This window comes from Streptomyces sp. NBC_01294 (assembly GCF_035917235.1).
Lineage (GTDB): Bacteria > Actinomycetota > Actinomycetes > Streptomycetales > Streptomycetaceae > Streptomyces > Streptomyces caledonius.
In genome coordinates this window covers 5,419,157-5,444,754 of sequence record NZ_CP108423.1, presented here as the reverse complement: position 1 = coordinate 5,444,754, position 25,598 = coordinate 5,419,157, and the positions used below count along the sequence as shown (strand labels likewise).

The 25,598-nt window shown below is 70.0% G+C and carries 22 protein-coding genes and 2 tRNA genes; 9 read left to right on the top strand and 15 right to left on the bottom strand.

Annotation, left to right across the window (positions count from 1 at the left end; translation table 11 throughout):
* Window positions 1-147: 147 nt before the first annotated feature.
* The gene (locus OG534_RS24570; protein ID WP_326590754.1) at window positions 148-2,769 is read right to left on the bottom strand and encodes a valine--tRNA ligase; all 2,622 of its coding nucleotides are present in this window, start codon (window positions 2,767-2,769) and stop codon (window positions 148-150) included.
* 127 nt (window positions 2,770-2,896) lie between these two features.
* Here OG534_RS24570 and OG534_RS24565 point away from each other — a divergent pair, with 127 nt between their 5' ends.
* Window positions 2,897-3,826, top strand: coding sequence for a hypothetical protein (locus OG534_RS24565; protein ID WP_326590752.1), 930 nt, complete (start codon window positions 2,897-2,899; stop codon window positions 3,824-3,826).
* Window positions 3,827-3,893: 67 nt separating this feature from the next.
* Here the strand turns inward: OG534_RS24565 and clpX are convergent, their stop codons facing one another.
* From clpX to OG534_RS24540, 5 genes are all read right to left on the bottom strand, one after another.
* Entirely contained in the window at window positions 3,894-5,180 is a 1,287-nt protein-coding gene (clpX, locus tag OG534_RS24560) for an ATP-dependent Clp protease ATP-binding subunit ClpX (protein WP_326590751.1), read from the bottom strand.
* Between the two features lie 153 nt (window positions 5,181-5,333).
* Window positions 5,334-5,984: an ATP-dependent Clp protease proteolytic subunit gene (locus OG534_RS24555; RefSeq protein ID WP_326590748.1), complete on the bottom strand. Its 651-nt coding sequence runs from the start codon at window positions 5,982-5,984 to the stop codon at window positions 5,334-5,336.
* A 77-nt stretch (window positions 5,985-6,061) separates the two neighbouring features.
* Window positions 6,062-6,679 (bottom strand): ATP-dependent Clp protease proteolytic subunit, encoded by a 618-nt coding sequence (locus OG534_RS24550; protein ID WP_326590747.1) that lies wholly within the window; start codon window positions 6,677-6,679, stop codon window positions 6,062-6,064.
* 296 nt (window positions 6,680-6,975) lie between these two features.
* Window positions 6,976-8,364 carry a trigger factor gene (gene tig / locus OG534_RS24545; protein ID WP_326590745.1) on the bottom strand — a complete coding sequence of 463 codons (1,389 nt, stop codon included), beginning with the start codon at window positions 8,362-8,364 and terminating at the stop codon, window positions 6,976-6,978.
* Between the two features lie 188 nt (window positions 8,365-8,552).
* A tRNA-Pro gene (locus OG534_RS24540) sits at window positions 8,553-8,629 on the bottom strand.
* 169 nt (window positions 8,630-8,798) lie between these two features.
* On the opposite strand from OG534_RS24540, the gene OG534_RS24535 reads away from it, so the two are divergent.
* Both OG534_RS24535 and OG534_RS24530 read left to right on the top strand, forming a co-directional pair.
* Window positions 8,799-8,869: transfer RNA gene (locus tag OG534_RS24535), tRNA-Gly, on the top strand.
* A 429-nt stretch (window positions 8,870-9,298) separates the two neighbouring features.
* Window positions 9,299-9,547: a hypothetical protein gene (locus OG534_RS24530; RefSeq protein WP_326590743.1), complete on the top strand. Its 249-nt coding sequence runs from the start codon at window positions 9,299-9,301 to the stop codon at window positions 9,545-9,547.
* A gap of 492 nt (window positions 9,548-10,039) precedes the next feature.
* Here the strand turns inward: OG534_RS24530 and OG534_RS24525 are convergent, their stop codons facing one another.
* The 3 genes from OG534_RS24525 to OG534_RS24515 form a co-directional block, all read right to left on the bottom strand.
* The gene (locus tag OG534_RS24525; RefSeq protein ID WP_030008564.1) at window positions 10,040-10,234 is read right to left on the bottom strand and encodes a membrane protein; all 195 of its coding nucleotides are present in this window, start codon (window positions 10,232-10,234) and stop codon (window positions 10,040-10,042) included.
* 173 nt (window positions 10,235-10,407) lie between these two features.
* Complete coding sequence (locus OG534_RS24520; protein WP_326590736.1) at window positions 10,408-10,863, bottom strand: HD domain-containing protein; 456 nt, start codon at window positions 10,861-10,863, stop codon at window positions 10,408-10,410.
* Window positions 10,860-12,248 carry a pyridoxal phosphate-dependent decarboxylase family protein gene (locus OG534_RS24515; RefSeq protein ID WP_326590735.1) on the bottom strand — a complete coding sequence of 463 codons (1,389 nt, stop codon included), beginning with the start codon at window positions 12,246-12,248 and terminating at the stop codon, window positions 10,860-10,862. The genes OG534_RS24520 and OG534_RS24515 overlap by 4 nt, the downstream gene beginning before the upstream one ends.
* 596 nt (window positions 12,249-12,844) lie before the next feature.
* Here OG534_RS24515 and OG534_RS24510 point away from each other — a divergent pair.
* Window positions 12,845-13,450: a DUF4232 domain-containing protein gene (locus OG534_RS24510; protein ID WP_326590734.1), complete on the top strand. Its 606-nt coding sequence runs from the start codon at window positions 12,845-12,847 to the stop codon at window positions 13,448-13,450.
* An 83-nt stretch (window positions 13,451-13,533) separates the two neighbouring features.
* On the opposite strand, the gene OG534_RS24505 is transcribed toward OG534_RS24510, so the two are convergent.
* Window positions 13,534-14,676, bottom strand: coding sequence for a PP2C family protein-serine/threonine phosphatase (locus OG534_RS24505; RefSeq protein WP_326590733.1), 1,143 nt, complete (start codon window positions 14,674-14,676; stop codon window positions 13,534-13,536).
* 117 nt (window positions 14,677-14,793) lie between these two features.
* On the opposite strand from OG534_RS24505, the gene OG534_RS24500 reads away from it, so the two are divergent.
* Window positions 14,794-16,029, top strand: coding sequence for a GNAT family N-acetyltransferase (locus tag OG534_RS24500; protein ID WP_326590732.1), 1,236 nt, complete (start codon window positions 14,794-14,796; stop codon window positions 16,027-16,029).
* A gap of 93 nt (window positions 16,030-16,122) precedes the next feature.
* On the opposite strand, the gene OG534_RS24495 is transcribed toward OG534_RS24500, so the two are convergent.
* Together OG534_RS24495 and OG534_RS24490 are read right to left on the bottom strand one after the other, a co-directional pair.
* On the bottom strand, window positions 16,123-16,932 hold the full coding sequence (locus OG534_RS24495; protein WP_326590730.1) for an Fpg/Nei family DNA glycosylase: 810 nt from the start codon (window positions 16,930-16,932) through the stop codon (window positions 16,123-16,125).
* A 73-nt stretch (window positions 16,933-17,005) separates the two neighbouring features.
* On the bottom strand, window positions 17,006-17,491 hold the full coding sequence (locus tag OG534_RS24490) for a ribose-5-phosphate isomerase (RefSeq protein ID WP_326590729.1): 486 nt from the start codon (window positions 17,489-17,491) through the stop codon (window positions 17,006-17,008).
* A 219-nt stretch (window positions 17,492-17,710) separates the two neighbouring features.
* Between OG534_RS24490 and OG534_RS24485 the strand changes: the two genes are divergently transcribed.
* Complete coding sequence (locus OG534_RS24485) at window positions 17,711-19,144, top strand: amino acid permease (protein ID WP_326590728.1); 1,434 nt, start codon at window positions 17,711-17,713, stop codon at window positions 19,142-19,144.
* Window positions 19,145-19,219: 75 nt separating this feature from the next.
* On the opposite strand, the gene OG534_RS24480 is transcribed toward OG534_RS24485, so the two are convergent.
* A complete protein-coding gene (locus OG534_RS24480) occupies window positions 19,220-19,804 on the bottom strand; it encodes a biotin transporter BioY (protein ID WP_326590727.1) in 585 nt (194 codons plus the stop codon).
* A gap of 283 nt (window positions 19,805-20,087) precedes the next feature.
* Here OG534_RS24480 and OG534_RS24475 point away from each other — a divergent pair, with 283 nt between their 5' ends.
* The gene (locus tag OG534_RS24475) at window positions 20,088-21,482 is read left to right on the top strand and encodes an amino acid permease (protein ID WP_326590725.1); all 1,395 of its coding nucleotides are present in this window, start codon (window positions 20,088-20,090) and stop codon (window positions 21,480-21,482) included.
* Between the two features lie 55 nt (window positions 21,483-21,537).
* On the opposite strand, the gene OG534_RS24470 is transcribed toward OG534_RS24475, so the two are convergent.
* Complete coding sequence (locus tag OG534_RS24470) at window positions 21,538-22,320, bottom strand: SDR family NAD(P)-dependent oxidoreductase (RefSeq protein WP_442807144.1); 783 nt, start codon at window positions 22,318-22,320, stop codon at window positions 21,538-21,540.
* A 167-nt stretch (window positions 22,321-22,487) separates the two neighbouring features.
* On the opposite strand from OG534_RS24470, the gene OG534_RS24465 reads away from it, so the two are divergent.
* Both OG534_RS24465 and OG534_RS24460 read left to right on the top strand, forming a co-directional pair.
* Window positions 22,488-23,888: an amino acid permease gene (locus OG534_RS24465; protein WP_326590722.1), complete on the top strand. Its 1,401-nt coding sequence runs from the start codon at window positions 22,488-22,490 to the stop codon at window positions 23,886-23,888.
* A gap of 159 nt (window positions 23,889-24,047) precedes the next feature.
* On the top strand, window positions 24,048-24,704 hold the full coding sequence (locus OG534_RS24460) for a superoxide dismutase (RefSeq protein ID WP_326590720.1): 657 nt from the start codon (window positions 24,048-24,050) through the stop codon (window positions 24,702-24,704).
* 120 nt (window positions 24,705-24,824) lie between these two features.
* On the opposite strand, the gene OG534_RS24455 is transcribed toward OG534_RS24460, so the two are convergent.
* The gene (locus OG534_RS24455) at window positions 24,825-25,469 is read right to left on the bottom strand and encodes a mycothiol-dependent nitroreductase Rv2466c family protein (protein WP_326590718.1); all 645 of its coding nucleotides are present in this window, start codon (window positions 25,467-25,469) and stop codon (window positions 24,825-24,827) included.
* Window positions 25,470-25,598: the final 129 nt, after the last annotated feature.

Below are 25,598 nucleotides of genomic sequence, written 5' to 3'. Positions count from 1 at the left end.
GCCCTCCATCATCCGTGGTCAGCGCGTCGGATCGGATCAGCCGGGACCGAAAAGGGAGTGATTTAGGGCACTTCGGACAGGCCAAAAGGCCCCCACATCGACCGACGGTGTGGGGGCCTTCTCTCGCCTACGGGCGCCTGCGTGCGCCTACGCGGCCGGCAGCGCTTCCAGCTGGGCCTGGAGCCGTGCGATGTCGGCCTCGGCCTTGGTCAGACGGCCCTTGATCTTGTCCACGACGTTGTCGGGGGCCTTGGCGATGAACGCCTCGTTCCCGAGCTTCGCCTCGGCCTGCTGCTTCTCCTTCTCGGCGGCGCCGAGGTCCTTCGTCAGGCGCTTGCGCTCGGCCTCGACGTCGATGGTGCCCGACAGGTCGAGCGCGACCGTGGCGCCGGCGACCGGGAGGGTCGCGGTGGCGCTGAACTCGTCGCCTTCCGGCTGGAGGCGCAGCACCTGCCGGATCGCGGCCTCGTGCGCGGCCAGCACGGTGCCGGCCAGGTCCAGGCGGGCCGGGACCTTCTGCTTGTCGTCGAGGCCCTGCTCCTTGCGGAACCGGCGGACCTCCTTGGTGAGGGTCTGGATGCTCTCGATCTCGGCCTCGGCGGCCTGGTCGCGGAAGCCGCTGTCCTTCGGCCAGTCGGCGATGACGAGGGATTCGCCGCCGGTCAGCGTGGTCCACAGGGTCTCGGTGACGAACGGGACCACCGGGTGCAGCAGGCGCAGCATGACGTCGAGGACCTCGCCGAGGACCCGGGCCGAGACCTTGGCCTGCTCGCCGCCCGCGAAGAAGGTCGTCTTCGACAGCTCGACGTACCAGTCGAAGACCTCGTCCCACGCGAAGTGGTAGAGCGTCTCACTGAGCTTCGAGAACTGGAAGTCGTCGTAGTACGCGTCGACCTGCGCGACCGTCGTGTTCAGACGGGACAGGATCCAGCGGTCGGTCGCCGACAGCTGCTCGACCGGCGGCAGCTCGCCCTCGATCGTGGCGCCGTTCATCAGCGCGAAGCGCGTGGCGTTCCAGATCTTGTTGGCGAACTTGCTGGAGGCCTGGACCCAGTCCTCGCCGATCGGGACGTCGGTGCCGGGGTTGGCGCCCTTGGCCAGGGTGAAGCGGACGGCGTCGGAGCCGTACTTGTCCATCCAGTCCAGCGGGTCGACGACGTTGCCGGCGGACTTCGACATCTTCTTGCCGCGCTCGTCGCGGACCAGGCCGGTCAGCGCGATCGTCTTGAAGGGCGCCTTGCCGTCCATGGCGTACAGGCCGAACATCATCATCCGGGCGACCCAGAAGAAGATGATGTCGTGGCCGGTGAGCAGGACGTCGGTGGAGTAGAACTTCTCCAGGTCCGGGGTCTCCTCGGGCCAGCCGAGCGTCGAGAACGGCCACAGGCCGGAGGAGAACCAGGTGTCGAGGACGTCGGTGTCCTGGACCCAGCCCTCGCCGGTCGGCACCTCGTCGTCGGGTCCGACACAGACGACCTCGCCTTCCGGGCCGTACCAGATCGGGATGCGGTGGCCCCACCACAGCTGGCGCGAGATGCACCAGTCGTTGAGGTTGTCGACCCAGTCGAAGTAGCGCTTCGACATCTCCTCGGGGTGGATCGAGACCCGGCCGTCGCGGACCGCGTCGCCGGCGGCCTTGGCCAGCGTGTCGACCTTGACCCACCACTGGAGGGACAGACGGGGCTCGACGGTGGTGGAGCAGCGCGAGCAGTGCCCGACGGAGTGCATGTACGGGCGCTTCTCGGCGACGATGCGACCCTGCCCGCGCAGGGCGCCGACGACCGCGGAACGGGCCTCGAAGCGGTCCAGGCCGAGGAAGGGGCCGTGGACGGTGATGACACCGTGCTCGTCCATGATCGTCAGGTTGGGCAGGCCGTGGCGCTGCCCGATGGCGAAGTCGTTCGGGTCGTGCGCCGGGGTCACCTTGACGCAGCCCGTGCCGAACTCCGGGTCGACGTGCGTGTCGGCGACGACCGGGATGGAGCGGTCGGTGAGCGGCAGCTTGATGAGCTTGCCGACCAGGTGCTTGTAGCGCTCGTCGTCCGGGTGGACGGCGACGGCCGTGTCACCGAGCATCGTCTCGGCGCGGGTCGTCGCGACGACGAGGGTGTCCTCGCCCTCCCCGTACATGATGGAGACGAGCTCGCCCGCGTCCTCCTGGTACTCCACCTCGATGTCGGAGATGGCCGTCAGGCAGCGGGGGCACCAGTTGATGATGCGCTCGGCGCGGTAGATCAGGCCGTCGTCGAAGAGCCGCTTGAAGATCGTCTGAACGGCCTTGGACAGGCCCTCGTCCATGGTGAAGCGCTCGCGCGACCAGTCGACGCCGTCGCCGAGGCGGCGCATCTGGCCGAGGATCTTGCCGCCGTACTCTTCCTTCCACTGCCAGACCCGCTCGACGAATTCCTCGCGGCCCAGGTCGTGGCGGGACTTGCCCTCCTCGGCGAGCTGCTGCTCGACCTTGTTCTGGGTGGCGATGCCGGCGTGGTCCATGCCGGGCAGCCACAGCGACTCGTAACCCTGCATCCGCTTGCGGCGGGTGAGGGCATCCATCAGTGTGTGCTGGAAGGCGTGGCCCAGGTGGAGCGAGCCCGTGACGTTCGGCGGCGGGATGACGATGGTGTACGGCGGCTTCTCGCTCTTCGCGTCGGCCTCGAAATACCCACGCTCTACCCAGCGCTCGTAGAGCTTCCCCTCTACCTCGGCCGGCGTGTACGCGGTCGGCAATTCGGAGTTGGGGCTGCTGGGTGTCTGCGTGTTCTCGGTCACGGGACACAGTTTAGGGCCGTAACAGTCCAGTCATGAAACCGGTAATGAGGGGGCCCGCCGCCCCGGGCGCCATCGGCTTCCGCCAGGATGTGTGGAACGTATAAGCAACCTCATTGGGGGACGCGGGATGAGCTACAACCAGCCAGGGCCCTACGGACAGCAGCCTCAGCAGCCCGGACCGTACGGCCAGCAGCCGGGTCCGTACGGCCAGCAGCCCCCGCCGCCGGGCCCCTACGGCCAGCCCGCCCCCCAGCCCGGTTACGGCTACCCGCAACAGCCGGGCGTCCCCCCGCAGGGCTACCCCCAGCAGCCGCCGCAGCAGCCGGGCTACGGCTACCAGCAGCAGCCCCCGTACGGTGCGGTGCCTCCGCAGCAGCCGAAGAAGTCCAAGGCCGGCGTCATCATCGGCGTGGTCGTCGCGGTCGCGGTCATCGCGGGCGGCGGCTGGTACCTCCTGGGCAGCGGCGCGGGCGGCGCCATCGCGGCCGACACCAAGGGGTACAAGCTGGTCGCCCCGGAGTCGGTGGACGACTTCAAGAAGGACCCGAAGTACGAGGACAAGCCCTTCACCGAGAAGGACAAGAAGGAAGCCGAGGCGGCGGGGATCAAGAACCCGACCAAGGCGGCCATGAACTACCTGGCCGGCGACCCCAAGAACCCGCTCACCGCCAAGGGCCTCAACTTCTCCGGCGTGTACGGCGAAATCGCCGACCCGGAGAAGACCGTGGACGGCTACTTCGCCATGGCCAAGCTGGAGAACTCCAAGGACGGCAAGTCGAACGTCGAACTCCTCGGCAGCCCCAAGACGGTGAAGCCGACGGGCTTCGAGGGTGCCGTCATGAAGTGCCAGGACGTCAAGTTCACCGCGAAGGACACGAGCACGAAGGGGCCCAAGGAGGCCACGCTCCCGATCTGCATCTGGGGCGACTTCAGCACGCTGGCCATGGTCAGCGCCACGGACGTGGCGTCCATCCTCGCCGGCAAGCCGGGCTACAACCAGGAGCAGACCGCGGAACTCGCGGCGAAGCTCTACAAGACCGCCCGCGTCAAGAAGTAACGGGGCGACGGGACATGCAGAAGGGGCGCTCCCGATCGGGAGCGCCCCTTCTGCTTGCGGCTGACGGCTACGCGGACTTCTCGTGCGGGCCCTGGTCCTTCGGGACGATGCGCGGGACCAGCGTCGGGTTCACGTTGGAGCGGACCACGTCCGAGGTGATGACCACGCGGGCCACGTCCTTGCGGGACGGGACCTCGTACATCACCGACATGAGGACCTCCTCCATGATGGCGCGCAGGCCGCGCGCGCCCGTCTGGCGGAGGATGGCCTGGTCGGCGATGGCTTCGAGGGCCTCGCGCTCGAAGTCCAGTTCCACACCGTCGAGTTCGAACAGGCGCTGGTACTGCTTCACCAGTGCGTTGCGCGGCTCGATGAGGATCTGGAGCAGGGCCTCGCGGTCCAGGTTGTGCACGGAGGTCAGCACGGGGAGGCGGCCGATGAACTCGGGGATCATCCCGAACTTCACCAGGTCCTCCGGCATGACCTCGTGGAACTGGTCGCTCGCCTCGATCTCGCGCTTCGAGCGGATCGTCGCCCCGAAGCCGATGCCCTTCGCACCCGCACGCGACTCGATGATCTTCTCCAGGCCGGCGAAGGCGCCGCCCACGATGAAGAGCACGTTCGTCGTGTCGATCTGGATGAACTCCTGGTGCGGGTGCTTCCGGCCGCCCTGCGGCGGGACGGAGGCGGTCGTGCCTTCCAGGATCTTCAGGAGGGCCTGCTGGACGCCTTCACCCGAGACATCGCGCGTGATCGACGGGTTCTCGCTCTTGCGGGCGACCTTGTCGATCTCGTCGATGTAGATGATCCCGGTTTCGGCCTTCTTGACGTCGTAGTCGGCGGCCTGGATCAGCTTCAGCAGGATGTTCTCGACGTCCTCGCCGACGTACCCGGCCTCCGTCAGCGCCGTCGCGTCGGCGATGGCGAACGGGACGTTGAGCATGCGGGCCAGGGTCTGGGCCAGCAGCGTCTTGCCCGAGCCCGTGGGGCCCAGCAGCAGGATGTTGGACTTCGCGAGCTCGATCGCGTCGTCCCGGCCCTGCGCGCCGCCGTTCTCGCCGGCCTGGACGCGCTTGTAGTGGTTGTAGACCGCTACCGAGAGCGCCTTCTTCGCCGGCTCCTGGCCGACGACGTAGCTCTCCAGGAACTCGTAGATCTCACGGGGCTTGGGGAGTTCCTCCCACCGGACCTCGGAGGTCTCCGCGAGCTCCTCTTCGATGATCTCGTTGCAGAGGTCGATGCACTCGTCGCAGATGTACACACCGGGTCCTGCGATGAGCTTCTTCACCTGCTTCTGGCTCTTTCCGCAGAACGAGCACTTGAGCAGGTCGCCGCCGTCACCGATGCGTGCCACGAGGTGAATCCCCTTCGCCTGGGAGACGCCTGGTTCAGCGCTCCTGGTGCCTCATATCCGACGGTACCTTGCCGGGGGCCCCGTGCGGGGCCCCCTTGACGTGGTTCACATCGCCGAATCCGGCGACGCGCCCCAGCCAATTGGCGGCAAGGATCAGTGCGAGCTCTTACGGGTGGAGATGATCTGGTCGATCAGGCCGTACGCGAGCGCGTCCTCGGCCGTGAGGATCTTGTCGCGCTCGATGTCGTCGCGGATCTTCTCGATCGGCGTCGTCGAGTGCTTGGCCAGCATGTTCTCCAGCTGGTCGCGCATGCGCAGGATCTCGTTGGCCGCGATCTCCAGGTCCGAGAGCTGCTCACGGCCGGTGCCACCGGAGGGCTGGTGGATCAGCACGCGGGCGTTCGGCAGGGCCATGCGCTTGCCGGGGGTGCCGGCGGCGAGCAGGACCGCGGCGGCGGAGGCAGCCTGGCCCATGCAGACCGTCTGGATGTCCGGCTTCACGAACTGCATCGTGTCGTAGATCGCCGTCAGCGCGGTGAAGGAGCCGCCGGGGCTGTTGATGTAGATCGAGATGTCGCGGTCCGGGTCCATCGACTCCAGGCACAGCAGCTGCGCCATGACGTCGTTGGCCGAGGCGTCGTCGATCTGCACGCCGAGGAAGATCACGCGCTCCTCGAAGAGCTTCGCGTACGGGTCGTACTCGCGCACGCCCTGCGAGGTGCGCTCGACGAAGCGCGGGATGACGTAGCGGTTGTCCACCTGCGGGCCGGAGTAGAGGCCGCTCGCGGGGGAGAGGTTGTTCATGTGCATCTGGGTGTTCACCGTCCTGGTGGCGTTCTGCGGGCTGTCGGCTGCTGGGTACTGACGGGCGGGAGCCGGGATCAGGCCCCGGTGCCGCCGCCGCCCGGCACGTTGGACGCGGCCGAGATGATCTCGTCGATGAGGCCGTAGTCCTTGGCCTCCTGAGAGGTGAACCAACGGTCGCGGTCACCGTCACGGATGATCGCCTCGACGGTCTGGCCCGAGTGGAACGCGGTGATCTCGGCCATCCGCTGCTTGGTGCGCAGCAGGTACTGGGCCTGGATCTTGATGTCCGACGCGGTGCCGCCGATGCCGGCGGAGCCCTGGTGCATCAGGATGTCGGTGTTCGGCAGGGCGAAGCGCTTGCCCTTGGCGCCACCGGTGAGCAGGAACTGGCCCATCGAGGCCGCCATGCCCATGCCGATGGTGACGACGTCGTTCGGGATGTACTGCATGGTGTCGTAGACGGCCATGCCGGCCGTCACCGAGCCACCGGGGCTGTTGATGTAGAGGTAGATGTCCTTCTCCGGCTCGGCGGCCAGGAGCAGGAGCTGCGCGGTGATCTTGTTGGCGATGTCGTCGTCGACCTGCTGGCCGAGGAAGATGATGCGCTCGCCGAGCAGCCGGTTGTAGACATGGTCGCCGAGGCCGCCACCGATGGACGGCTCACCCGCGGCGTAAGGCTTCAGATTCGTCACGTATCCACCTGCTCGTCTCCGACGGCCATGCGCCGTCTCAGCGTCTCGTTACTGGGGCCCGGTCCGGCCGGTGCGGACGGGTCCGCCAGCTTCCGGGTACTCACGTGCCCTCGTACTCATGGACCCTAACGCGCAGGTAGGACAACACGATCCCGCTTCCTGAACTGTTCGCTCGGAGCGCAAGCTCCGAGAGCCTTTCGGGCCCATGCCGAAGGGCCCGGACGCGGCTGCGTCCGGGCCCTTCGGGGCACTGCTGAGTACTGCGGGGTACTGCTCAGCGGGCTACGCCCGAGGTGTTACTTGGCCTCGTCGGCCTTGACCTCGTCGTCACCGTCGACGACGGCCTCGACCGTCTCGGTGGCCTGCTCCTCGTCCTCGTCGGACAGGTCGACGACCTCACCGTTGGTGTCGACGACCTTGGAGGCCTCGACGACGACCGCGAGGGCCTTGCCGCGGGCGACCTCGCCGACCAGCATCGGAACCTGGCCACCCTCGACCACGGCCTGGGCGAACTGGTCGGGGGACATGCCGGAGGACGCGGCGCGGCGCATGAGGTGCTCGGTGAGCTCCTCCTGGTCGACGCCCAGCTTCTCCTTGTTGACCAGCGCGTCGAGGACGAACTGGGTCTTGATGCCCTTGATCGCCTGCTCGGAGGTCTCGGCGTCGAACTCCTCGACCGTCTTGCCCTGGAACTCCAGGTACTTCTCGATGGTCAGACCCATCTGGCCGAGCTGGTGGTGCTCGAGGTTGTGCTTGCGGGTCTGGACCTCGTCCGCGAGGAGCTTCTCGGGGATCGGGACCTCGACGAGCTCCAGCAGCTTCTCCAGGACGCGCTCCTGGGCCTGCGTGGCCTGGTCGTACTGCTTCATGTTCTCGAGGCGCTTGCGGCTGTCGGCCTTGAGGTCCTCGAGGGTGTCGAACTCGCTCGCCATCTGCGCGAACTCGTCGTCCAGCTCCGGGAGCTCCTTGGCGGAGACCTTGGTGACCTTGACGGTGACCTCGGCGTCCTTGCCCTCGGCGGAGCCGCCCTTCAGCTGGGAGGTGAAGGTGGCCTCGCCACCGGCCTCCAGGCCCGTGACGGCCTCGTCGATGCCCTCGAGGAGCTCGCCCGAGCCGATGGTGTAGGCGACGTCGGAGGCGACGCCGTCGGGCAGCACCTCGCCGTCGACCTTGGCCTCGAGGTCGATGGTGACGACGTCACCCTCGGCGGCGGCGCGCTCGACGTCCTTGGTGGACGCGAAGCGGCCGCGCAGCTGCTCGACCGACTTCTCGACGTCCTCGTCGGAGACCTCGATGGCGTCGACCTCGACCTCGATGCCGGAGTAGTCCGGGATCTCGATCTCGGGACGGACGTCGACCTCGGCGGTGAAGGCCAGCAGCTCGCCGTCCTTCAGCTCCGTGATGTCCACCTCGGGCTGGCCCAGCGGGTTCAGGTCGGCCTCGTTGACCGCCTCGGTGTAGAACTTCGGGAGGGCGTCGTTGACGGCCTCCTCCAGCACCGCACCGCGGCCGAAGCGCTGGTCGATGACGCGGGCCGGGATCTTGCCCTTGCGGAAGCCCTTCACCGTGACCTGCTGGTTGATCTTCTTGTACGCCGCGTCGAGGCTGTCCTTGAGCTCCTCGAAGGGCACCTCAACAGTGAGCCGAACCCGAGTCGGGTTCAGGGTCTCCACGGCGCTCTTCACGGTTCGGTCTCCTTGTGGCTGACTGCTGGGGATTCTGCCGTCGCGCTGCGATTCAGCGGTTCAGCGGACTTCGGCCCGGTACATCAGACACACGGGCACGCAGCTTGCATAGTAACCGCAAGCGGCAATCAGCCCACAACGCGATCTTGTGGAAACCCCCGACAGATCTCGAAGGGGACACTGCTGGTTGGTCGGGGTGGCCGGATTCGAACCGACGACCTTCCGCTCCCAAAGCGGACGCGCTACCAAGCTGCGCCACACCCCGTCGGTGCGACACGTAGGGTACATGCATGGAGACCCTCTGATGCGCGGGGTTTCCCGACGTCTTTCCGGCAGGTCTCCGGCGCGGCCGCGAAACGCGGTGTGCACTCCCCGGGAGCGACCCGCTAGGATGCTGTCCGTGCCGCGGTCCCCGGACCTGCGGCGCGCGCGTTGCGGGTGTAGCTCAATGGTAGAGCACTAGTCTTCCAAACTAGCTACGCGGGTTCGATTCCCGTCACCCGCTCTGAAGTACAAAGGGCCAGGTCAGAGGACATCTCCTCGACCTGGCCCTTCGTCGTTCCCGGGGCCCCGATCGGCGCGTGCGGTGCTGTGGCCCATGCGCGTCATCAACTCCCGCGTGCCGGCGCCCGTTGCCCGCGCGTCCGGTCCCGTGGTCCGGCTGCCGGCCCGTCGGCTCCGTATGAGGGCGGCCAGATCTCCGCCAGGTTGACGCCGCCGAGGACGGGCTCCCAGCGGTGCTTGAGGAGCCAGCAGAGAGCTGCCGGGTGGTGACGGTGAGCGTGGGGGACAGTGGTGGGTACAGCCAGATGACCCGCAGCCGTTCCTGCCCAAACCCGCTCTGCCGACCTCAGATTGCGACTTTCCGCCCGAGGCTCTGATGCCTCCTGGTTGGATCGCCTCAAGCAGCAGTGCTTGAGAAGGGGGCGGTTCCATGGCCAAGCGGAAGATTCTCACAGTGACGCTTGAGTTTGAGATGGGGCAGCAGACGATCCACGGCAAGCGGATCAAGGAGGCCTACGACGCGCTCGTCATCGCGGCGGCCGAGGCGGCGGAGGGGCAACTTCCTTATGGCAGCGTGGAAGCGGTGAGGAGCCGCGCTACGTGGGATTACCGCTGGTACGAGGCCTCCAGTGATCTCGTGGAAGGCGACGAGTGGGATGTATCGGAGCCTGAGGACTGAAACCTCGGATGCCGACCTTTGGACGCGGAGCGCAAGGCTCGCATAGCCGACCTGGCCGTGACGGCAAGGCACCGCGACCGCAACAGCCGGCCGCGCCGGGCCCAGCCCGCCATTAGGGTCCGCAGCATAACCAGCGACGTGCCGGCCTGCCCGGAGTGCAGCCAGGCCATGAAGTTCGGCGGCTTCGTGCTGTGCCGGCGAGAGGACGACGAGCGGGTCTGCCGAGGCGTGTGGAAGTGCCCCACTCGGCATGTCTGGTGGCACTGGGCGGATCGTCCGCACGAAGCGTTGGAAGCGTGCCCGATGCCGGAGATGTTCCTCTGACATACGAGTCGGCCCGCGTGCCCTTCATGTGCCCGATCAGACGGCAAGAGGCGGGGACAAGCGGTGAATTGCGGTGGGCGCTCGACCGGGCTGCAGGTCAGAGCCGGTGTCCATGGAACAGTGGGCACCGGATCTCGCCGTTGCGGGGGCGGGGTGTGGCGCCGGCGGTCAGAGCTTGATGTTCGCGATCATCGTCGCGAGGGAGTTCAGGAAGCGGTTCACGTCGTCCGCGATCGAGCTGGACGCCAGGAAGAAACCGAAGAGGGCCGCGACGATGGCGGGGCCCGTCTTGATGTGGTTGCCGCGGATCAGCACCACCAGGATGACCGCCAACAGAACCACCACTGACAGCGAAATGGCCACTACTGATCACACCTTCGGTCGTCCCCTGGTCGGCCCGGGGCGCACGAGGCACACCCCCACATGGACCATCCTCCCACCAACGGGCCCCGGCTATACGCCCCGTGACGAATAGCCGTGGTTCCGTTTCCGCCAACCACATGTGCGCCGGGCATGTTTCGGGCGCGGCGCATGCGTCAAGGGGTGGTGAGGCCGAGGAGGGACCGGACATACGCGTACTTCGCGGACAGCCGCTCGCGGGTGGGGTCGTCCAGCACCGAGAGGCGTACGGGGTCGGCGTTGTGCGCCAGGTCGGCTTCCTTGACCAGCAGGGCGCCCGGGGTGTCCAGGATGCGGGCGGTGTACTGCTCGACCGGTTCGCCGGGGCGCTTGGTGACCGCGAGGACCATGTTCTTCACGGACTGCGGGAGCGCGGCGGAGTCCAGCCAGGTGAGGCTGAGTGCCTCGTCCTCGATCGCGTCGTGGAGCCAGGCCGCCGCCTGCTGTTCGGGGGTGCCGCCGCGCAGGCGGACGCCTTCGGCCACGGCCGCGAGGTGCTCCGCGTACGGCCGGCCGGCCTTGTCGGTCTGGCCCTCGTGCGCGCTGCGCGCCAGGGCCTCGACCTCCACGAGTGTCAGGGGACGGCTCGTCATGCGATCTCCCTCGCTGCCTTTCGGAGGGCCTCGGCGGCCCGGCGTACGTCCGCCTGTGTCGTACGCCAGTTGGAGAACGCGGCGCGCAGGGCGGGGGTTCCCCCGTACACGGTCGGGGTGACGAAGACCTCGGCGGCCGCCGCCTCGCGCAGGGCGGCCAGGCGGGCCGCGGTGGGGGCCTCGGAGAGGGTGAAGCAGACGACGTTGAGGCGGACCGGGGCGAGGAGGGTGAAGGCGGGGTCCTGCTCCAGGGCGGCGCCCAGGGCGCGGGCGCAGGCGATGTCGCGTTCGACGATCTCCCGGTGGCCCTGGCGGCCGTAGGCCCGCAGTGTGAACCAGGCGGCGAGGGCGCGCAGCCGGTGGGAGTTCTCCGGGGTCAGGTGGACGAGGTCGGGGGTGTCGCCGAGCGGGCCGAGGTAGGCGGCGGAGTTCTGGAAGACGCGGGCCTGCAGGTCGCGCCGGCGGGTGAACTGGACGGCGCTGTCGTAGGGGACGTTGAGCCACTTGTGCAGGTCGACGCAGAGGGAGTCGGAGGCGTCGAGGCCTTCGGCGAGGTGCGCGTGGTCCGGGGAGAGGGCGGCGAAGGCGCCGAACGCGGCGTCGGTGTGCAGCCAGAAGTCGTGGCGCGGGCGCAGGGCCGCGATCGCCGGGAGGTCGTCGAAGTCGACGGTGTTGACGGTGCCCGCGTTGGCGACGACCACGGCCGGTCCGGGCGTGTCGGCGAGGGCGCGGTCGAGGGCGGCGGGGTCGACGGCCTCGCGGCCGGGCAGGGTCGGGACCCGGACCAGGCTGTCGCGGCCCAGACCGAGGACCGAGAGGGCCTTGGCGATGGAGGAGTGCGGGGCGCCGGAGAGCACGCGGACCTTGCCGAGGGCCGCCACGCCGTGGTCGGCCGGGGAGACGCCGAGGCGTTCGCCGAGCCATTCGCGGGCGATGGCGAGGCCGGTGGTGTTGGACATGGTGGCGCCGCTGACGAAGGTGCCGGTGTGGGCGGGGGTGAGGCGGAAGAGCTCGCGCAGCCAGCCGACGGTCTCGCGTTCGAGGTCCTGACCGGCGCCGTCCAGCGCGGAGTTGGAGTTCTGGTCGTGGGCGGCGGTGAGCCAGTCGCCGGCGAGGGCCGCGGGGGTGGCTCCGCCGGTGACGAAGCCGAGGTAGCGGGGGCCCGCGGAGGCCGAGAGCCGCGGCTCCCAGCGGTCGCGGAAGGCGGCGAGGGCGGCGTCCGCGCCGGCGGCGTGCTCCGGGAGGGGCTCGGGGTCGTGCGGCCGGGTGGCGGGCGGTACGACGGCCCGCTCGTCCAGCGTGGCGAGCGCCTCGGCGGCGGCGCGGCGGGTGGCGTCGAGCAGGTCGGGGAGCCGGGCGAGGTCGGCGGCGAGCATGCGGTCCATGGGAGCACGGTAGGCGCGGCCGGGGGCGCGCGGGCGAGCCAATCCGGGCGCAGTGGCCCGCCTCGGTCCGAAGGCAGTGGCCCGCCACGGTCCGAGGGCAGTGCCCCGCCCGGTCCGAAGGCTGTGACCCGCCCGGTCCGAAGGCAGTAACCCGCCCCGGTCCGAAGGCAGTAACCCGCCCGGTCCGAGGGCAGTCGCCCGCCACGGTCTGGGGCCAGTGGCCCGCCTCGGTCCGAGGGCAGTGACCCGCCACGGTCTGGGGCCAGTGGCCCGCCTCGGTCCGAAGGCAGTGGCCCGCCACGGTCCGAGGGCAGTGGCCCGCTCCAGTCCGGGGACCGTGGCCCGCCCGGTCCGAAGGCAGTCACCCTCCCCGGTCTGGAGGCGGTAGCCCGCCACGGTGGTCCGAAGGCAGTAACCCGCCACGGTCCGAGGGCAGTGACCCGCCACGGTCCGAAGGCAGTGGCCCGCTCCAGTCCGGGGACCGTGGCCCGGCACGGTCGGGCCAGTGACCCGCCACGGTCCGAGGGCTGTCCCCCGCCCCGGTCCGGAGGCAGTGGCCGCCCCGGTCCCGGCGGCGGCCGTCGTAGGCTCGGCGGATGATCGTGAAGCGGTGGGTACGGGGCATGGGCGGGGTCGTTGTCGCGGGGGTGCTGGCCGGGGCGGCCGGGTGCGAAGCGCCGCCGGCGCCGCGGGCCGCCCCGGGGCCGACCGCGCCGACGAAGCCGGTCCGGACGGCGCAGCCCGGTACGGAGACCGGCCCGGCGTGCCCCGAGGGCGGGGTCCGGCTCCTGGAGACCGACGGGAACGCCGCGATGGGACTGCGGGTGGCGGGCTTCCAGCTGGTCAACTGCGGTGCGCAGCCTTACGCCCTGGAGGGCTACCCGCAGGTGTCGCTACGGGACGACCGCAACGCCCCGGTGGAGGTCACGGTCGAGCACGGCGCGGAAGGGATCACCACGGGAGTACCGCACATCGAGGCGGCGCCGCAGCCGGTGACGCTGGCGCCGGGGCAGGCGGCGTCGTTCTGGATGGTGTGGCGCAACCTCGTCACCGACGGGACGGTGACCGCCGCGACGGCGTCGGTCGTGGAGGTCGAGCCCCGCCCCGGCGCGCCCCGGCTGAGTCTGCGGACGGCCCATCCGGTCGATCTCGGGAACACCGGGAAGCTGGGGATCGGCCCGTGGACGGCGATCGACCGGTGACCGTCCGGCGATCGACCGGTGACCGTCCGGCCGTCGCCCGGCCGTCGCCCGGTGACCGTCCGGCTCGACGGGCCCTCCCCCGTTCAGGCGGAGCGGCGGATCAGCAGCAGCGCGCGGTCGTCGTTGACGTCCTTGGCGACCTTTTCGATCAGGTGCCAGGTCGCGCCCTCCCAGCCTGCGGCCACGTAGCGGTCGGCTTCGCCGGTGAGGCGGTCGATGCCCTCGCTGATGTCGCGGTCGGCCGTCTCGACGAGGCCGTCGGTGAAGAGCATCAGCACGTCGCCGGGGCGGAGGTTTCCGCGGGCGGGGGTGAACTCGGCGCCGTCGTAGACCCCGAGCAGCGGGCCCTCGCCGGACCTCTCCTGCCAGCGGCCGGTGCCCGCGGAGAGCTGGAGCGCGGGGAGGTGGCCGGCCGAGAGGAGTTCGTAGTCGCCGGTCTGCAGGTCCAGCACGAGGTGGATGGAGGTGGCGAAGCCCTCGTCCCAGTCCTGGCGCAGGAGGTAGCCGTTGGCGGCCGGCAGGAAGCCGTGCGGCGGCAGCGCGCCGAGCAGTCCGCCGAAGGCGCCGGACAGCAGCAGGGCCCGGGAGCCCGCCTCCATGCCCTTGCCGGAGACGTCGGTCAGGACGATCTCCAGGGTCCGGCCGCCGTTGGTGCGGGCCGCGACCACGAAGTCGCCGGAGAAGGACTGGCCGCCGGCCGGGCGCAGGGCCATCTCGCGGTGCCAGCCGCGCGGCAGGGCGGGCAGTTTGCTCTGTACCCGGATCCGTTCGCGCAGGTCGAAGAGCATGGTGCCGCCGCGTCTCCACGGCACGCCGACGCGGCTGCGGAACTGGGCGATGACCAGCCCGAAGAACCCGCAGGCGGCCACCACCAGGACGGTGCCGGGGGTGACGCGCGCCGGGCCCTGGGTATAGGGGCCGAGGACGAGGGCCTCCACGATCAGTGCGGCCGCTGAGGCGGCGTACAGGCCGAGGAGGCTCGCGGGGCGCAGCAGCAGGCCGCCGGCCACGATCGGCAGGACGAGCGCCGAGGGCGAGAACCAGACCGGCAGCATCAGTGTGCCGCAGGCGATCGCGGGAATGGTGAGCAGGAGCCCGCCGAAGGCGAGCCAGTCGGAGGCGTCGCCGCGGAAGTAGTCCACCGCGGATTTGCGCAGGGCGGTGCGGCCCCGGTGCGACAGCATGCGCATCCGGGCCATGAGGGTTTCCACGCGTGCTCCGGCCATTGATTCGGGACCCTATCCATCCTGGCTGTGGATGCGCAGGGGTACCCCCGGACCAGGGGCCACAGGGCGTCCGAAAACCCGTCGACTGGGACGGAATGCCCTGATAGGGATGGCCGTATGGCTCTTGAGATGCGCGTATTGCAGGCTGATGAGTGGGATGTCTGGTACGACCACCTGGAACTGGCGTTCGGTGGTGTGCCGGAGACCCCCCAGGAGCGCAAACTGTACAAGTCACTGACGGAGCCCGAGCGCTCGCTCGGTGTCTGGGACGGCGACACCTGCGTCGGCTCGGCGGGCTCCTTCGACTTCCGCCTCTCCGTGCCGGGCGGGGCGGTCGTCCCGGCGGCCGGCGTGACGATGGTGGGCGTCTCCCCCACCCACCGCCGGCGCGGGGTGCTCAGGTCCCTGATGCGGCGCCAGCTGGACGACATCCGGGCGGGTGGCGAACCGCTCGCCGTGCTGACGGCCTCGGACCCGGCGATCTACGGGCGCTTCGGCTACGGCATCGGGACGTACGCCCTGTCCCTGGACATGGACACCACTCGGATACGGCTCTCCGTGCCGCCGGGGACGGACGGGGTGCGGCTGCGCCTGGTCGACCCGCAGCAGGCGCTGGCCGACTGCGAGCGGGTGTACGCGGCGCTGCTCCCCGGGCGGCCGGGCATGCCGGCCCGCCGGCCCGGCTGGGAGCGGATGCCGCTGCTGGACGCGCCCGGGATGCGCAACGGCGGGTCGCCGCTGAAGTGCGTGGTCGCCGAGCGGGAGGACGGCGAGGTGGTCGGGTACGCCCGCTACCGCGTCAAGCCCGACTGGGACTTCACCGGGTCGGACGGCAAGGTCGAGGTGAACGACCTCGACGCGCTGGACCCGGCGGCGTGCGCGGCGTTGTGGCGCTACCTCTTCGAGATCGACCTGACCTGGACGGTACGGGCGTCCAGGCGCCCGGTGGACGATCCGGTGCTGCACCTGGTCAGCGACGTGCGCCGGTCGCGGCCGCGGACCCGGGACTCGCTGTACGTACGGCTCGTGGATCTGCCGGCGGCGCTGGAGGCCCGGACGTACGGGGCTCCGGCGGACGTGGTCCTGGAGGTCGAGGACGCGTTCTGCCCGTGGAACGCGGGGCGGTGGCGGCTGGTCGCCGACGGCAAGGGCGTCGCCCGCTGCACGCGGACCGGGGAGCCGGCGGACCTGGAACTGTCCGTCCGGGAGCTGGGGTCGGCGTACCTGGGCGGGATCACCCTCACCTCGCTGGCCGCGGCCGGCCTGGTGCGCGAGCTGCGCGCGGGCGCCCTGACGGAGGCCTCGCGCGCCTTCGCCGGGGACGTGGCCCCCTGGCTGCCCCACGGCTTCTAGCGCTGTGCCCGGCAAGGTTCACCGGGTCGCGTCCGGCGCGCACGGCGCACCGGGTGCACCCGGTGCACCCGGTGCACCCGCCCGGCTCCCGCGCTAGCGGGACTGGCAGGTCGGGCACCAGAAGAGGTTGCGGGCGGCGAGACCGGCGGTGCGGATCTCGCCCCCGCAGATGTGGCAGGGCATGTTCGCCCTCCGGTAGACGTACACCTCGCCGCCGTGGTCGTCGACCCTCGGCGGCCGTCCCATCGCCTCGGGCAGGTGCTCGTCGCGGACGGTGTCGATGCGGTTGTTGCGCACGCCCTCGCGCATCAGCGCGGCCAGGTCGGCCCACATCGCGTCCCACTCGGCGCGGGCGAGGTCCTTGCCCTGGCGGTACGGGTCGATGCCGTGCCGGAAGAGGACCTCGGCGCGGTAGACGTTGCCGACGCCCGCGACGACCTTCTGGTCCATCAGCAGGGCGGCGACGGTGGTGCGGGAGCGGGAGATCCGGGACCATGCGCGGTCGGGGTCGTCACCGCCCCGCAGGGGGTCCGGGCCGAGCCGCTCGCCTATCGCCCGCTTCTCCTCGTCCGTGACCCACGCGCAGGTGGTCGGGCCGCGCAGGTCGGAGAAGTAGTCGTCGGTGGCCAGGCGCAGCCGGACCGTGTCGGTGGCCGGCGGGGCCGGTGCGGGGCCGATCGCGTACTTGCCGAAGAGCCCGAGGTGGATGTGGATCCAGCCGCTCTCCCCGAACCCCAGGAAGAGGTGCTTGCCGTGGGCGTCGACACCGTCCAGGATCCGTCCGTCGAGCAGGGCCGCGCTCTCGGCGAACCGCCCCTGGGGGCTGCTGACGGCGACCTCCCACCCGGCGAACCGGTTCAGGTGGTCCTCGGCGAGCCGGTGGATCGTATGCCCCTCGGGCACGGCAATGCTCCTCGACATGGGAAAACGGCCGTGCCGCCCGCGTCACGGGCGGCACGGCCGGACGGAGGGGGGATCAGCCCTGCGGGTGGTGGGCCGGGATCGGGGGGAGCTCGCCGGTCTGCTCGTAGGCGGAGAGCATGTCGATGCGGCGGGTGTGGCGCTCCTCGCCGGAGTACGGGGTCGTCAGGAAGGCCTCGATGAAGCTGACGGCCTCGTCCTGCGTGTGCATCCGGCCGCCGACGGAGATGACGTTGGCGTTGTTGTGCTCACGGCCGAGCTGGGCGGTCTGGACGCTCCAGGCCAGGATGGCGCGGACGCCCTTGACCTTGTTCGCGGCGATCTGCTCGCCGTTGCCGGAGCCGCCGATCACGATGCCGACGCTGTCGGCGTCCGCTGCGGTCTTCTCCGCGGCGCGGAGGCAGAACGGCGGGTAGTCGTCCACCGCGTCGTAGATGTGGGGTCCACAGTCGACGGGCTCGTGGCCGTTGTTCTTGAGCCAGTCCACCAGGTGGTTCTTGAGCTCAAGGCCTGCATGGTCGGATCCGAGGTACACGCGCATGGGACGAGTGTGGCACGAGGAGGCCCGGCAGCCCGCAGCGGGTGTCGCGTAAGTCACTTCTAAAGCTCAAGTAAACCTAAAGAACGCAGATGGGACACGGCGGGGCTTTGGTCCGGGTCGTTCGTCCCGACGCAACGATCCGGATTGAGGTCTTCCGTCCTGCGTTCATCTCAGGTTTGAATGCCGGGGCTCGCAACCCGAGAACCTAAGGATCCGTCCATGAGCTCCACGACGACCCTCCAGAAGGAAGGCAACCCCACCGGTAACCCCGGTGAGGGCCAGCCCTCCGACGGTCTGAAGGCCGGTCTCAAGAACCGCCACCTGTCCATGATCGCCATCGGCGGCGTCATCGGCGCCGGCCTCTTCGTCGGCTCCGGTGGCGGTATCGCCAAGGCCGGTCCCGCCATCCTGATCTCCTACGCGCTGGTCGGCGCGATGGTCGTCTTCGTGATGCGGATGCTGGGCGAGATGGCGGCCGCCAGCCCGAACTCGGGCTCGTTCTCCGCCTACGCCGACCGGGCGCTCGGCCGCTGGGCCGGCTTCTCCATCGGCTGGCTCTACTGGTTCTTCTGGGTCGTCGTGCTCGCCGTGGAGGCCACCGCCGGTGCCGCCATCCTGGAGAACTGGATCCCGGCCGTCCCGCAGTGGGCCTGGGCGCTGATCGTGATGGCGGTGCTGACCGTCACCAACCTCGGCTCGGTCGCCTCCTACGGTGAGTTCGAGTTCTGGTTCGCGGGCATCAAGGTCGTCGCCATCGGCGCCTTCGTGATCGTCGGCATGCTGGCCGTCTTCGGCCTGCTGCCTGGCTCCGACAACCCGGGCGCGGGCTTCGCGCACCTGACCGACGCGGGGGGCTTCTTCCCCAACGGTTACGGCGCCGTCCTCACCGGTGTGCTGATGGTCGTCTTCTCCTTCATGGGCAGCGAGATCGTCACCCTGGCCGCCGGCGAGTCGGAGAACCCCCGCAAGGCGGTCACCCGGGCCACCAACTCCGTCATCTGGCGGATCGGCGTCTTCTACCTGGGCTCGATCTTCATCGTGCTGACCCTGCTCCCGTGGAACGACAAGTCGATCACCGAGAAGGGCTCGTACGTCGCCGCCCTGGACTCGATCGGCATCGCGCACGCCGGCACGATCATGGAGGTCATCGTCCTGACCGCCGTGCTGTCCTGCCTGAACTCGGGCCTCTACACCGCCTCCCGCATGGCCTTCTCGCTCGGTGAGCGCGGTGACGCCCCCAAGGCGTTCGCCAAGGTCAACAAGAACGGTGTGCCGGTGGCCGCGATCCTGGGCTCCACGGTCTTCGGCTTCGTCGCCGTCTACTTCAACTACGCCTTCAAGGACACGGTCTTCAACTTCCTGCTGAACTCCTCGGGTGCCATCGCGCTCTTCGTCTGGCTGGTGATCTGCTTCACCCAGCTGAGGATGCGCGGGATCCTGGTCCGCGAGGCCCCGGAGAAGCTGACCGTGAAGATGTGGCTGTTCCCGTGGCTGACCTGGGCCACCGCCGCACTGATCATGTTCGTGATCGGCTACATGTTCGTGGACGACGCCAACCGCGAGGTCGTCACCCTGTCCACCCTGGTCGCCGGCGTGGTCGTGCTCGTCGGTGTGGTCCTGGACTTCCGCCGCAAGCGGGCCCTGCAGGGCTGATCGCACGTGCACGTACGCCGGAGCCCGGCCCGCCTTCACCAGGCGGGCCGGGCTCCGGTGCGTATCGGGGGCCGCTCAGCCGCGACGGCCGACCAGCTTCCACGCGGCCGGCAGGACGCCCATGGCCAGTGCGGCCTTGAGGGCGTCGCCGATCAGGAACGGGGTCAGGCCCGTCGCGACGGCGACGCCCAGGGAGATCCCGGTGACGGCCATCAGGTACGGCACGCCCACCGCGTAGACCACGGCGGAGCCCAGCACCATCGCACCGGCGTTCCGCAGGACCGAGCGGTCGGCGCCGCGCCGCGCCAAGGCGCCGACGACGGTGGAGGCCAGCAGCATGCCGAGGACGTACCCGAAGGTCGCGCCGCCCGCGCCGGAGCCGCCGCCCGCGAACCACGGCACGCCGGCCATGCCGACCAGCGTGTAGAGGGCGAGCGAGAGGAAGCCGCGGCCGGCGCCGAGCGCGGTGCCGACGAGCAGCGCGGCGAAGGTCTGGCCGGTGATCGGCGCGGCCAGCCCGTCGACGGGGACGGAGATCTGGGCGGCCAGCCCGGTGAGCGCCGCGCCGCCGACGACGAGCGCAGTGTCGCGGACGCGGCTCGCGGGCAGCAGGTCGGCGAGGACGGTGCCGGGCCGGAGGGGGACGGAAGCAGTGCTCATCGGGAGGCTCCGAGGGGTGGTGGGGCAGGACGATCACCGACGCTAGTCCGCGGTCCGCCACCGACCCGCCGTTGCCCGGGACAAAGCCCCGCTCCCCGCTTTGGTGGAGATTTCACAAAGCCCGCACCACACACCCGGGTCGACGTGATCCTCGTCACGAGGAACATCAGACAACACGTCCGTTTTGCGCGGACGGCCGCCGCTCAGTGAGACTGTAGGGTCCCGCCAATCCACTTGCGGAGCCCGACCACCGCTGGGCCGAACGAGAGTACGAGCACCCCTCATGCGTGAGCGCCTGCCAGAAGCACCTCCCACGACCGAGCTGCCCGAGGAACCCCTCAGCCACAGTCTCAAGCAGCGCCACCTGACCATGCTGGGTCTGGGCGGCGTGATCGGCGCCGGGCTCTTCGTGGGCTCCGGCGCGGGCATCGGCATCGCCGGTCCCGCGATCATCTGCTCCTACCTGCTCGCGGGCGTCCTCGCGATGCTGGTGATGCGGGCGCTCGGGGAGATGTCGGCCGCGATGCCCGCGTCCGGCTCCTTCTCGGTGTACGCGGAGAAGGCCCTGGGCCGCTGGGCCGGCTTCTCGGCGGGCTGGCTGTACTGGTTCCTGCTGGTCGTGGTGCTGGCCGTGGAGGCCACCGGCGCGGCGAAGATCGCGAACGGCTGGCTGCCCTCGGTCGACCAGTGGGTCTGGGTGCTGCTCTTCATGGTGGTCTTCACCGTGTGCAACCTGGCCGCCGTACGGAACTTCGGCGAGTTCGAGTTCTGGTTCGCCGCCCTGAAGGTGGGCGCGATCGTGCTCTTCCTGATCCTGGGCACCCTCGCGGTCTTCGGCCTGCTCCCGGACACCGAGCCCGTCGGCCTCACCAACCTCACCGGGCAGGGCGGCTTCTTTCCGGCCGGCTTCGGCGGCGTGATCGCCGGCATGCTCGCCGTCATCTTCGCCTTCGGCGGCCTGGAGGTCGTCACCATCGCCGCCGCCGAGTCGGACGACCCGGCCCGGTCGGTGTCCCGCGCGGTGCGCAGCGCGGTGTGGCGCATCCTCTTCTTCTACGTCGGCTCGATGGTGGTCATCGTGACCCTGCTGCCGTGGGATTCGCTGGAGCCGGGCCAGAGCCCGTACGTCGCCGTCCTGGACTCCATCGGCATCCCGGGGGCCGGCCAGATCATGAACATCGTGGTGTTCGTGGCACTGCTCTCGGCGCTCAACGCGAACCTGTACGGGTCCTCGCGCATGGTCTTCTCGCTCGCCGAGCGCGGCGAGGCGCCGAAGTCGCTGCTGAAGGTCTCGGGCGGCGGGGTGCCGCGCCGGGCGGTGTTCGCCTCGGTGGCCTTCGGCTTCGTGTCGGTGGTGCTGAACCTGCTGTGGCCGCAGACGATCTTCCTCTACATGCTCAACGCGGTCGGCGCGGTGCTGCTGTTCGTGTGGGCCCTGATCGCGATCTCGCAGCTGAAGCTGCGCCGGATCATCGAGCGGGACATGCCGGAGCGGCTGACCCTGCCGATGTGGCTGTTTCCGTACCTGACCTGGACTGCGCTCATCGGGATGGCGGCGGTGCTGGTCCTGATGCTGTTCGACGACTCCGCGCGGCCGCAGCTGCTGTGGTCGACGGGTGCGGCCGCGCTGGTCCTCGCGGTGGCGGGGATCCGCGAGCTGAGGGCCCGCAAGGCCTGACGAGCGAGCCGGGAGAGCGGACCATCCGTGCCGCGGCACGGAGGGTCCGCTCTTCTCAGGTGCGCAGGTAGGAGGCCCCGTTGACGTCGAGGACCGTGCCCGAACTCCAGGCCGCCTCGGGGGAGGCCAGGTAGAGCACGGCGGAGGCGATCTCTTCCGGGTCCGCGACCCGGCCGAAGGGGCTCTGCGCCCGGATGCCGGCGCCCTCGGGCCCCTCCAGCCGGCCGGCGACCCGCTCGGTGGCGACGAAGCCGGGTGCGACGGAGGCGACGGCGATGCCGTGCGGGGCGAGGGACACGGCGAGGGACTGGCCCAGGGCATGGACCGCGGCCTTGGTCGCGCCGTAGGCGGGGTGGTCGGGCTCGCCCCGGAAGGCGCCGCGCGAGCCGATGTTGACGATGCGTCCCTCGCGTCCCGCTTCGATCATGCGGCGCGCGACGCAGTGGCTCAGGTTGGCGGCGCCGAAGAGGTTCACGTCGACGGTCCGCCGCCAGGCCTCCTGCCAGCCCTCGTACGAGGTGTCCGGCAGCGGGTGGGCGACCATGACGGCGGCGTTGTTGACCAGGACGTCCACGCCGCCGAGCGCCACCTCCGCCTCGGCCGCCAGGGCCTCGACGCGGGCCGGGTCACCGAGGTCCGCGGCGACCAGGACGTGACCCTCCCCCTCCAGGGAGGCGAGGGTCTCCTCCGCGTCCGCCCGCCGGGCGGAGCAGTGGACGACGACCCGGTCGCCCTGCCGGGCGAAGGCGGCCGCGATCGCCCGGCCGATCCCCCGGGAGGCGCCGGTGACGAGTACGCCCCGGCCGGTGCTGCGAAGTCCTGTCACGGTCCGGCCCATCGGCTGCCCCCCTCGATCCCGTACATCCGCCGCATCCGCCGCATCCGCCGCATCCGGTGGCTGCGATGTCGCCGCGAGCGTACGGGGATGATCACGAACCGTGAAGCCATCGTCCGGATAACGGACACGAAACGTCCGGCGATCGGACACTCGGCAGACTGGCGCAAATGAGCCAGAGCACCCTGACACCCCCCGAAGCACCGCAGACCGGCGCCGGATCACCCCTCGGCAACGGCCTCAAGCAGCGCCACCTCTCGATGATCGCCCTCGGCGGTGTCATCGGCGCCGGACTCTTCGTCGGCTCCGGCGCCGGCATCGCCGCCGCGGGTCCCTCGATCGTGCTCGCCTACGCCGCGTCCGGGCTGCTGGTGATGTTCGTGATGCGGATGCTCGGCGAGATGTCGGCGGCCAACCCCGCCTCCGGGTCGTTCTCGGTCCACGCGGAGCGGGCGATCGGCCCCTGGGCCGGATTCACCGCCGGCTGGATGTTCTGGACCCTGCTGTGCGTGGGCGTGGCCATCGAGGCCATCGGCGCGGCGCACATCATGACGGGCTGGTTCCCGGGCACCCCCTCCTGGATGTGGGTGCTGGTCTTCATGGCGCTGTTCTGCGGCTCCAACCTCGCCGCCGTCTCGAACTTCGGCGAGTTCGAGTTCTGGTTCGCCGCGCTCAAGATCGGCGCGATCGCCCTCTTCCTGGGCCTGGGCGTGCTCGCCGTACTCGGCCTGCTGCCCGGCACCGGCGCCCCCGGCACCGCCAACCTGCTCCACGACGGCGGCTTCCTGCCCCACGGCGTGGACGGCCTGCTGGTCGGACTGCTCGCCTCGGTCGTCGCGTACGGCGGGCTGGAGACGGTGACCATCGCGGCCGCCGAGTCCGAGGACCCCGTCGCCGGCGTGGCCAAGGCGGTGCGGACCACCATGTGGCGGATCGCGATCGTCTACGTCGGCTCCATGCTGGTCATCGTCACCCTGCTGCCCTGGAACGACCCGGCGGTCACGGCGGACGGCCCGTACGCGGCCACCCTGGACCACCTGGGCATCCCGGCCGCCGGCGAGATCATGAACGTGGTCATCCTGATCGCCCTGCTGTCCGCGATGAACGCCAACATCTACGGCTCCTCGCGCATGGCCTACTCCCTCGTCTCCCGCGGCCAGGGCCCCAAGGCGCTGGGCAAGGTCACCGGCCGGGTGCCGCGCCGGGCGGTGCTCGCCTCCTGCGGCTTCGGCTTCGTCACCGTGCTGCTGTCGCACTGGTATCCCGACACCCTGTTCGCCTGGCTGCTGAACATGGTCGGCGGGGTCATCCTCATCGTCTGGGGCTTCATCGCCGTCTCGCAGTTCGTGCTGCGCCGGCGCCTGGAGCGCGAGGCCCCCGAGAAGCTGGTCGTGCGGATGTGGGGCTTCCCGTACCTGACCTGGGTGGCGCTGGCCGGGGTCGCCGGGGTCCTGGTGCTGATGGCGCTGGGCGAGGACACCCGGGTCCAGGTGATCTTCACCGGCGGGCTCACCGTCGCCCTCGCGGTGACCGGATACGTGCTGCAGCGCCGGGCCGCCGCCAGGACCTGACGGCCCCGCAGAACGAGGCGGGCCCCGTGCGAAAGCACGGGGCCCGCCTTCGTTTTTACAGAGGCAACCCTTACGTGTGACCTGGAATAGATACTGCTAGCGTGCAGTTGCGCATTGATTGCAATAAGCAGTTGGCACGCCGAGGGGACCGGATAACGCATGGCCATCTACACGCTTCCTGAGCTTCCGTACGACTACGCGGCTCTCGAGCCGGTGATCAACCCGCAGATCATCGAGCTGCACCACGACAAGCACCACGCGGCCTACGTCACGGGCGCCAACAACACGCTGGAGCAACTGGCGGAGGCGCGCGACAAGGAGAACTGGGGCGCCCTCAACGGCCTTGAGAAGAACCTCGCGTTCCACCTCTCCGGCCACATCCTGCACAGCATCTACTGGCACAACATGGCCAGCCCGAAGACCGGCGAGGGCGGCGGCGAGCCCACCGCGGCCGACGGCCTGGGCGACCTGTCCGACGCGATCACCGAGTCCTTCGGCTCCTTCGCGAAGTTCAAGAAGCAGCTGACCTTCGCCTCCTCCGCGACGCAGGGCTCCGGCTGGGGCGTGCTCGCGTACGAGCCCGTCAGCGGCCGCCTGATCGTCGAGCAGGTCTACGACCACCAGGGCAACGTGGGCGTGGCCAGCACCCCGGTCCTGGTCTTCGACGCCTGGGAGCACGCCTTCTACCTTCAGTACAAGAACCAGAAGGTGGACTTCATCGAGGCGATGTGGAACGTCGTCAACTGGCAGGACGTGTCCAGGCGCTACGCCGACGCCAAGGCCAACACTCCGCTGCTGATCCCCGCCAAGGGCTGATCGCACCGCGAGCCCGTCCGCCTCGTGATCGTCTTCTCAACCTTCACCGGCGGACGTGTCCAGCGGAAGACCCCCGTGAGGACGTGACTCACGGGGGTCTTCTGTGTGCGCCGGCGGGGACTACTCGAAGGACGGGCCCTGGGTGCGGGTGCGCTTGATCTCGTAGAAGCCGGGGGTGGAGGCGACGAGCAGGGTGCCGTCCCACAGCCGGGCTGCGGCCTCGCCGCGCGGGGTCGGGGTGACGACGGGGCCGAAGAAGGCGACCTCGCCCTCGGCGCCCGGAACGGAGATCACCGGGGTGCCGACCTCCTGGCCGACCCGGTCGATGCCGTTGTTGTGGGAGGCCCGCAGCACCTCGTCGTACTCGTCCGAGTCGGCGTACGCGAGCAGCTCGGCCGGCAGGCCGACCTCGGCCAGCGCCTCGGCGATCACCTCGCGGGTCGGGCCCTTCTCGTCGTTGTGGATGCGGGTGCCTAGCGCGGTGTAGAGCTTGCCGGTGACCTCGTCGCCGTGCTTCTGCTGGGCCGCTATGACCACGCGCACCGGGGCCCAGCCCTTGGGGCCGAGCAGCTCGCGGTAGGTCTCGGGCAGCTCGTCGAGCTTGTTCTCGTTGAGGACGGCGAGGCTCATCACGTGCCAGCGGACCTCGATGTCGCGGACCTTCTCGACCTCGAGCATCCAACGGGACGTCATCCAGGCCCAAGGGCAGAGCGGGTCGAACCAGAAGTCGACCGGGGTCTTCTCGCGCACCTGGGTGTCGGTCATGTCTCTCCTCAGTCTGGGTGTCGGTCGAAAAAAGGCCATCGCTGGCCGACGTCCACCGTGCGCAACCAGGACCGGGGCGCGCGCATTCCCCTCGTGCGAGGATTCGACGCAAGAACGCGATCACGCACG

Bases quoted from the DNA above. Each gene is read 5' to 3' on its own strand.
- OG534_RS24565 (WP_326590752.1), top strand. From the start codon at position 2,897: ATGAGCTACAACCAGCCAGGGCCCTACGGACAGCAGCCTCAGCAGCCC.
- OG534_RS24555 (WP_326590748.1), bottom strand. From the start codon at position 5,984: ATGAACAACCTCTCCCCCGCGAGCGGCCTCTACTCCGGCCCGCAGGTG.
- OG534_RS24530 (WP_326590743.1), top strand. From the start codon at position 9,299: ATGGCCAAGCGGAAGATTCTCACAGTGACGCTTGAGTTTGAGATGGGG.
- OG534_RS24520 (WP_326590736.1), bottom strand. From the start codon at position 10,863: ATGACGAGCCGTCCCCTGACACTCGTGGAGGTCGAGGCCCTGGCGCGC.
- OG534_RS24515 (WP_326590735.1), bottom strand. From the start codon at position 12,248: ATGGACCGCATGCTCGCCGCCGACCTCGCCCGGCTCCCCGACCTGCTC.
- OG534_RS24510 (WP_326590734.1), top strand. From the start codon at position 12,845: ATGATCGTGAAGCGGTGGGTACGGGGCATGGGCGGGGTCGTTGTCGCG.
- OG534_RS24505 (WP_326590733.1), bottom strand. From the start codon at position 14,676: ATGGCCGGAGCACGCGTGGAAACCCTCATGGCCCGGATGCGCATGCTG.
- OG534_RS24500 (WP_326590732.1), top strand. From the start codon at position 14,794: ATGGCTCTTGAGATGCGCGTATTGCAGGCTGATGAGTGGGATGTCTGG.
- OG534_RS24490 (WP_326590729.1), bottom strand. From the start codon at position 17,491: ATGCGCGTGTACCTCGGATCCGACCATGCAGGCCTTGAGCTCAAGAAC.
- OG534_RS24485 (WP_326590728.1), top strand. From the start codon at position 17,711: ATGAGCTCCACGACGACCCTCCAGAAGGAAGGCAACCCCACCGGTAAC.
- OG534_RS24480 (WP_326590727.1), bottom strand. From the start codon at position 19,804: ATGAGCACTGCTTCCGTCCCCCTCCGGCCCGGCACCGTCCTCGCCGAC.
- OG534_RS24475 (WP_326590725.1), top strand. From the start codon at position 20,088: ATGCGTGAGCGCCTGCCAGAAGCACCTCCCACGACCGAGCTGCCCGAG.
- OG534_RS24470 (WP_442807144.1), bottom strand. From the start codon at position 22,320: ATGGGCCGGACCGTGACAGGACTTCGCAGCACCGGCCGGGGCGTACTC.
- OG534_RS24465 (WP_326590722.1), top strand. From the start codon at position 22,488: ATGAGCCAGAGCACCCTGACACCCCCCGAAGCACCGCAGACCGGCGCC.
- OG534_RS24460 (WP_326590720.1), top strand. From the start codon at position 24,048: ATGGCCATCTACACGCTTCCTGAGCTTCCGTACGACTACGCGGCTCTC.
- OG534_RS24455 (WP_326590718.1), bottom strand. From the start codon at position 25,469: ATGACCGACACCCAGGTGCGCGAGAAGACCCCGGTCGACTTCTGGTTC.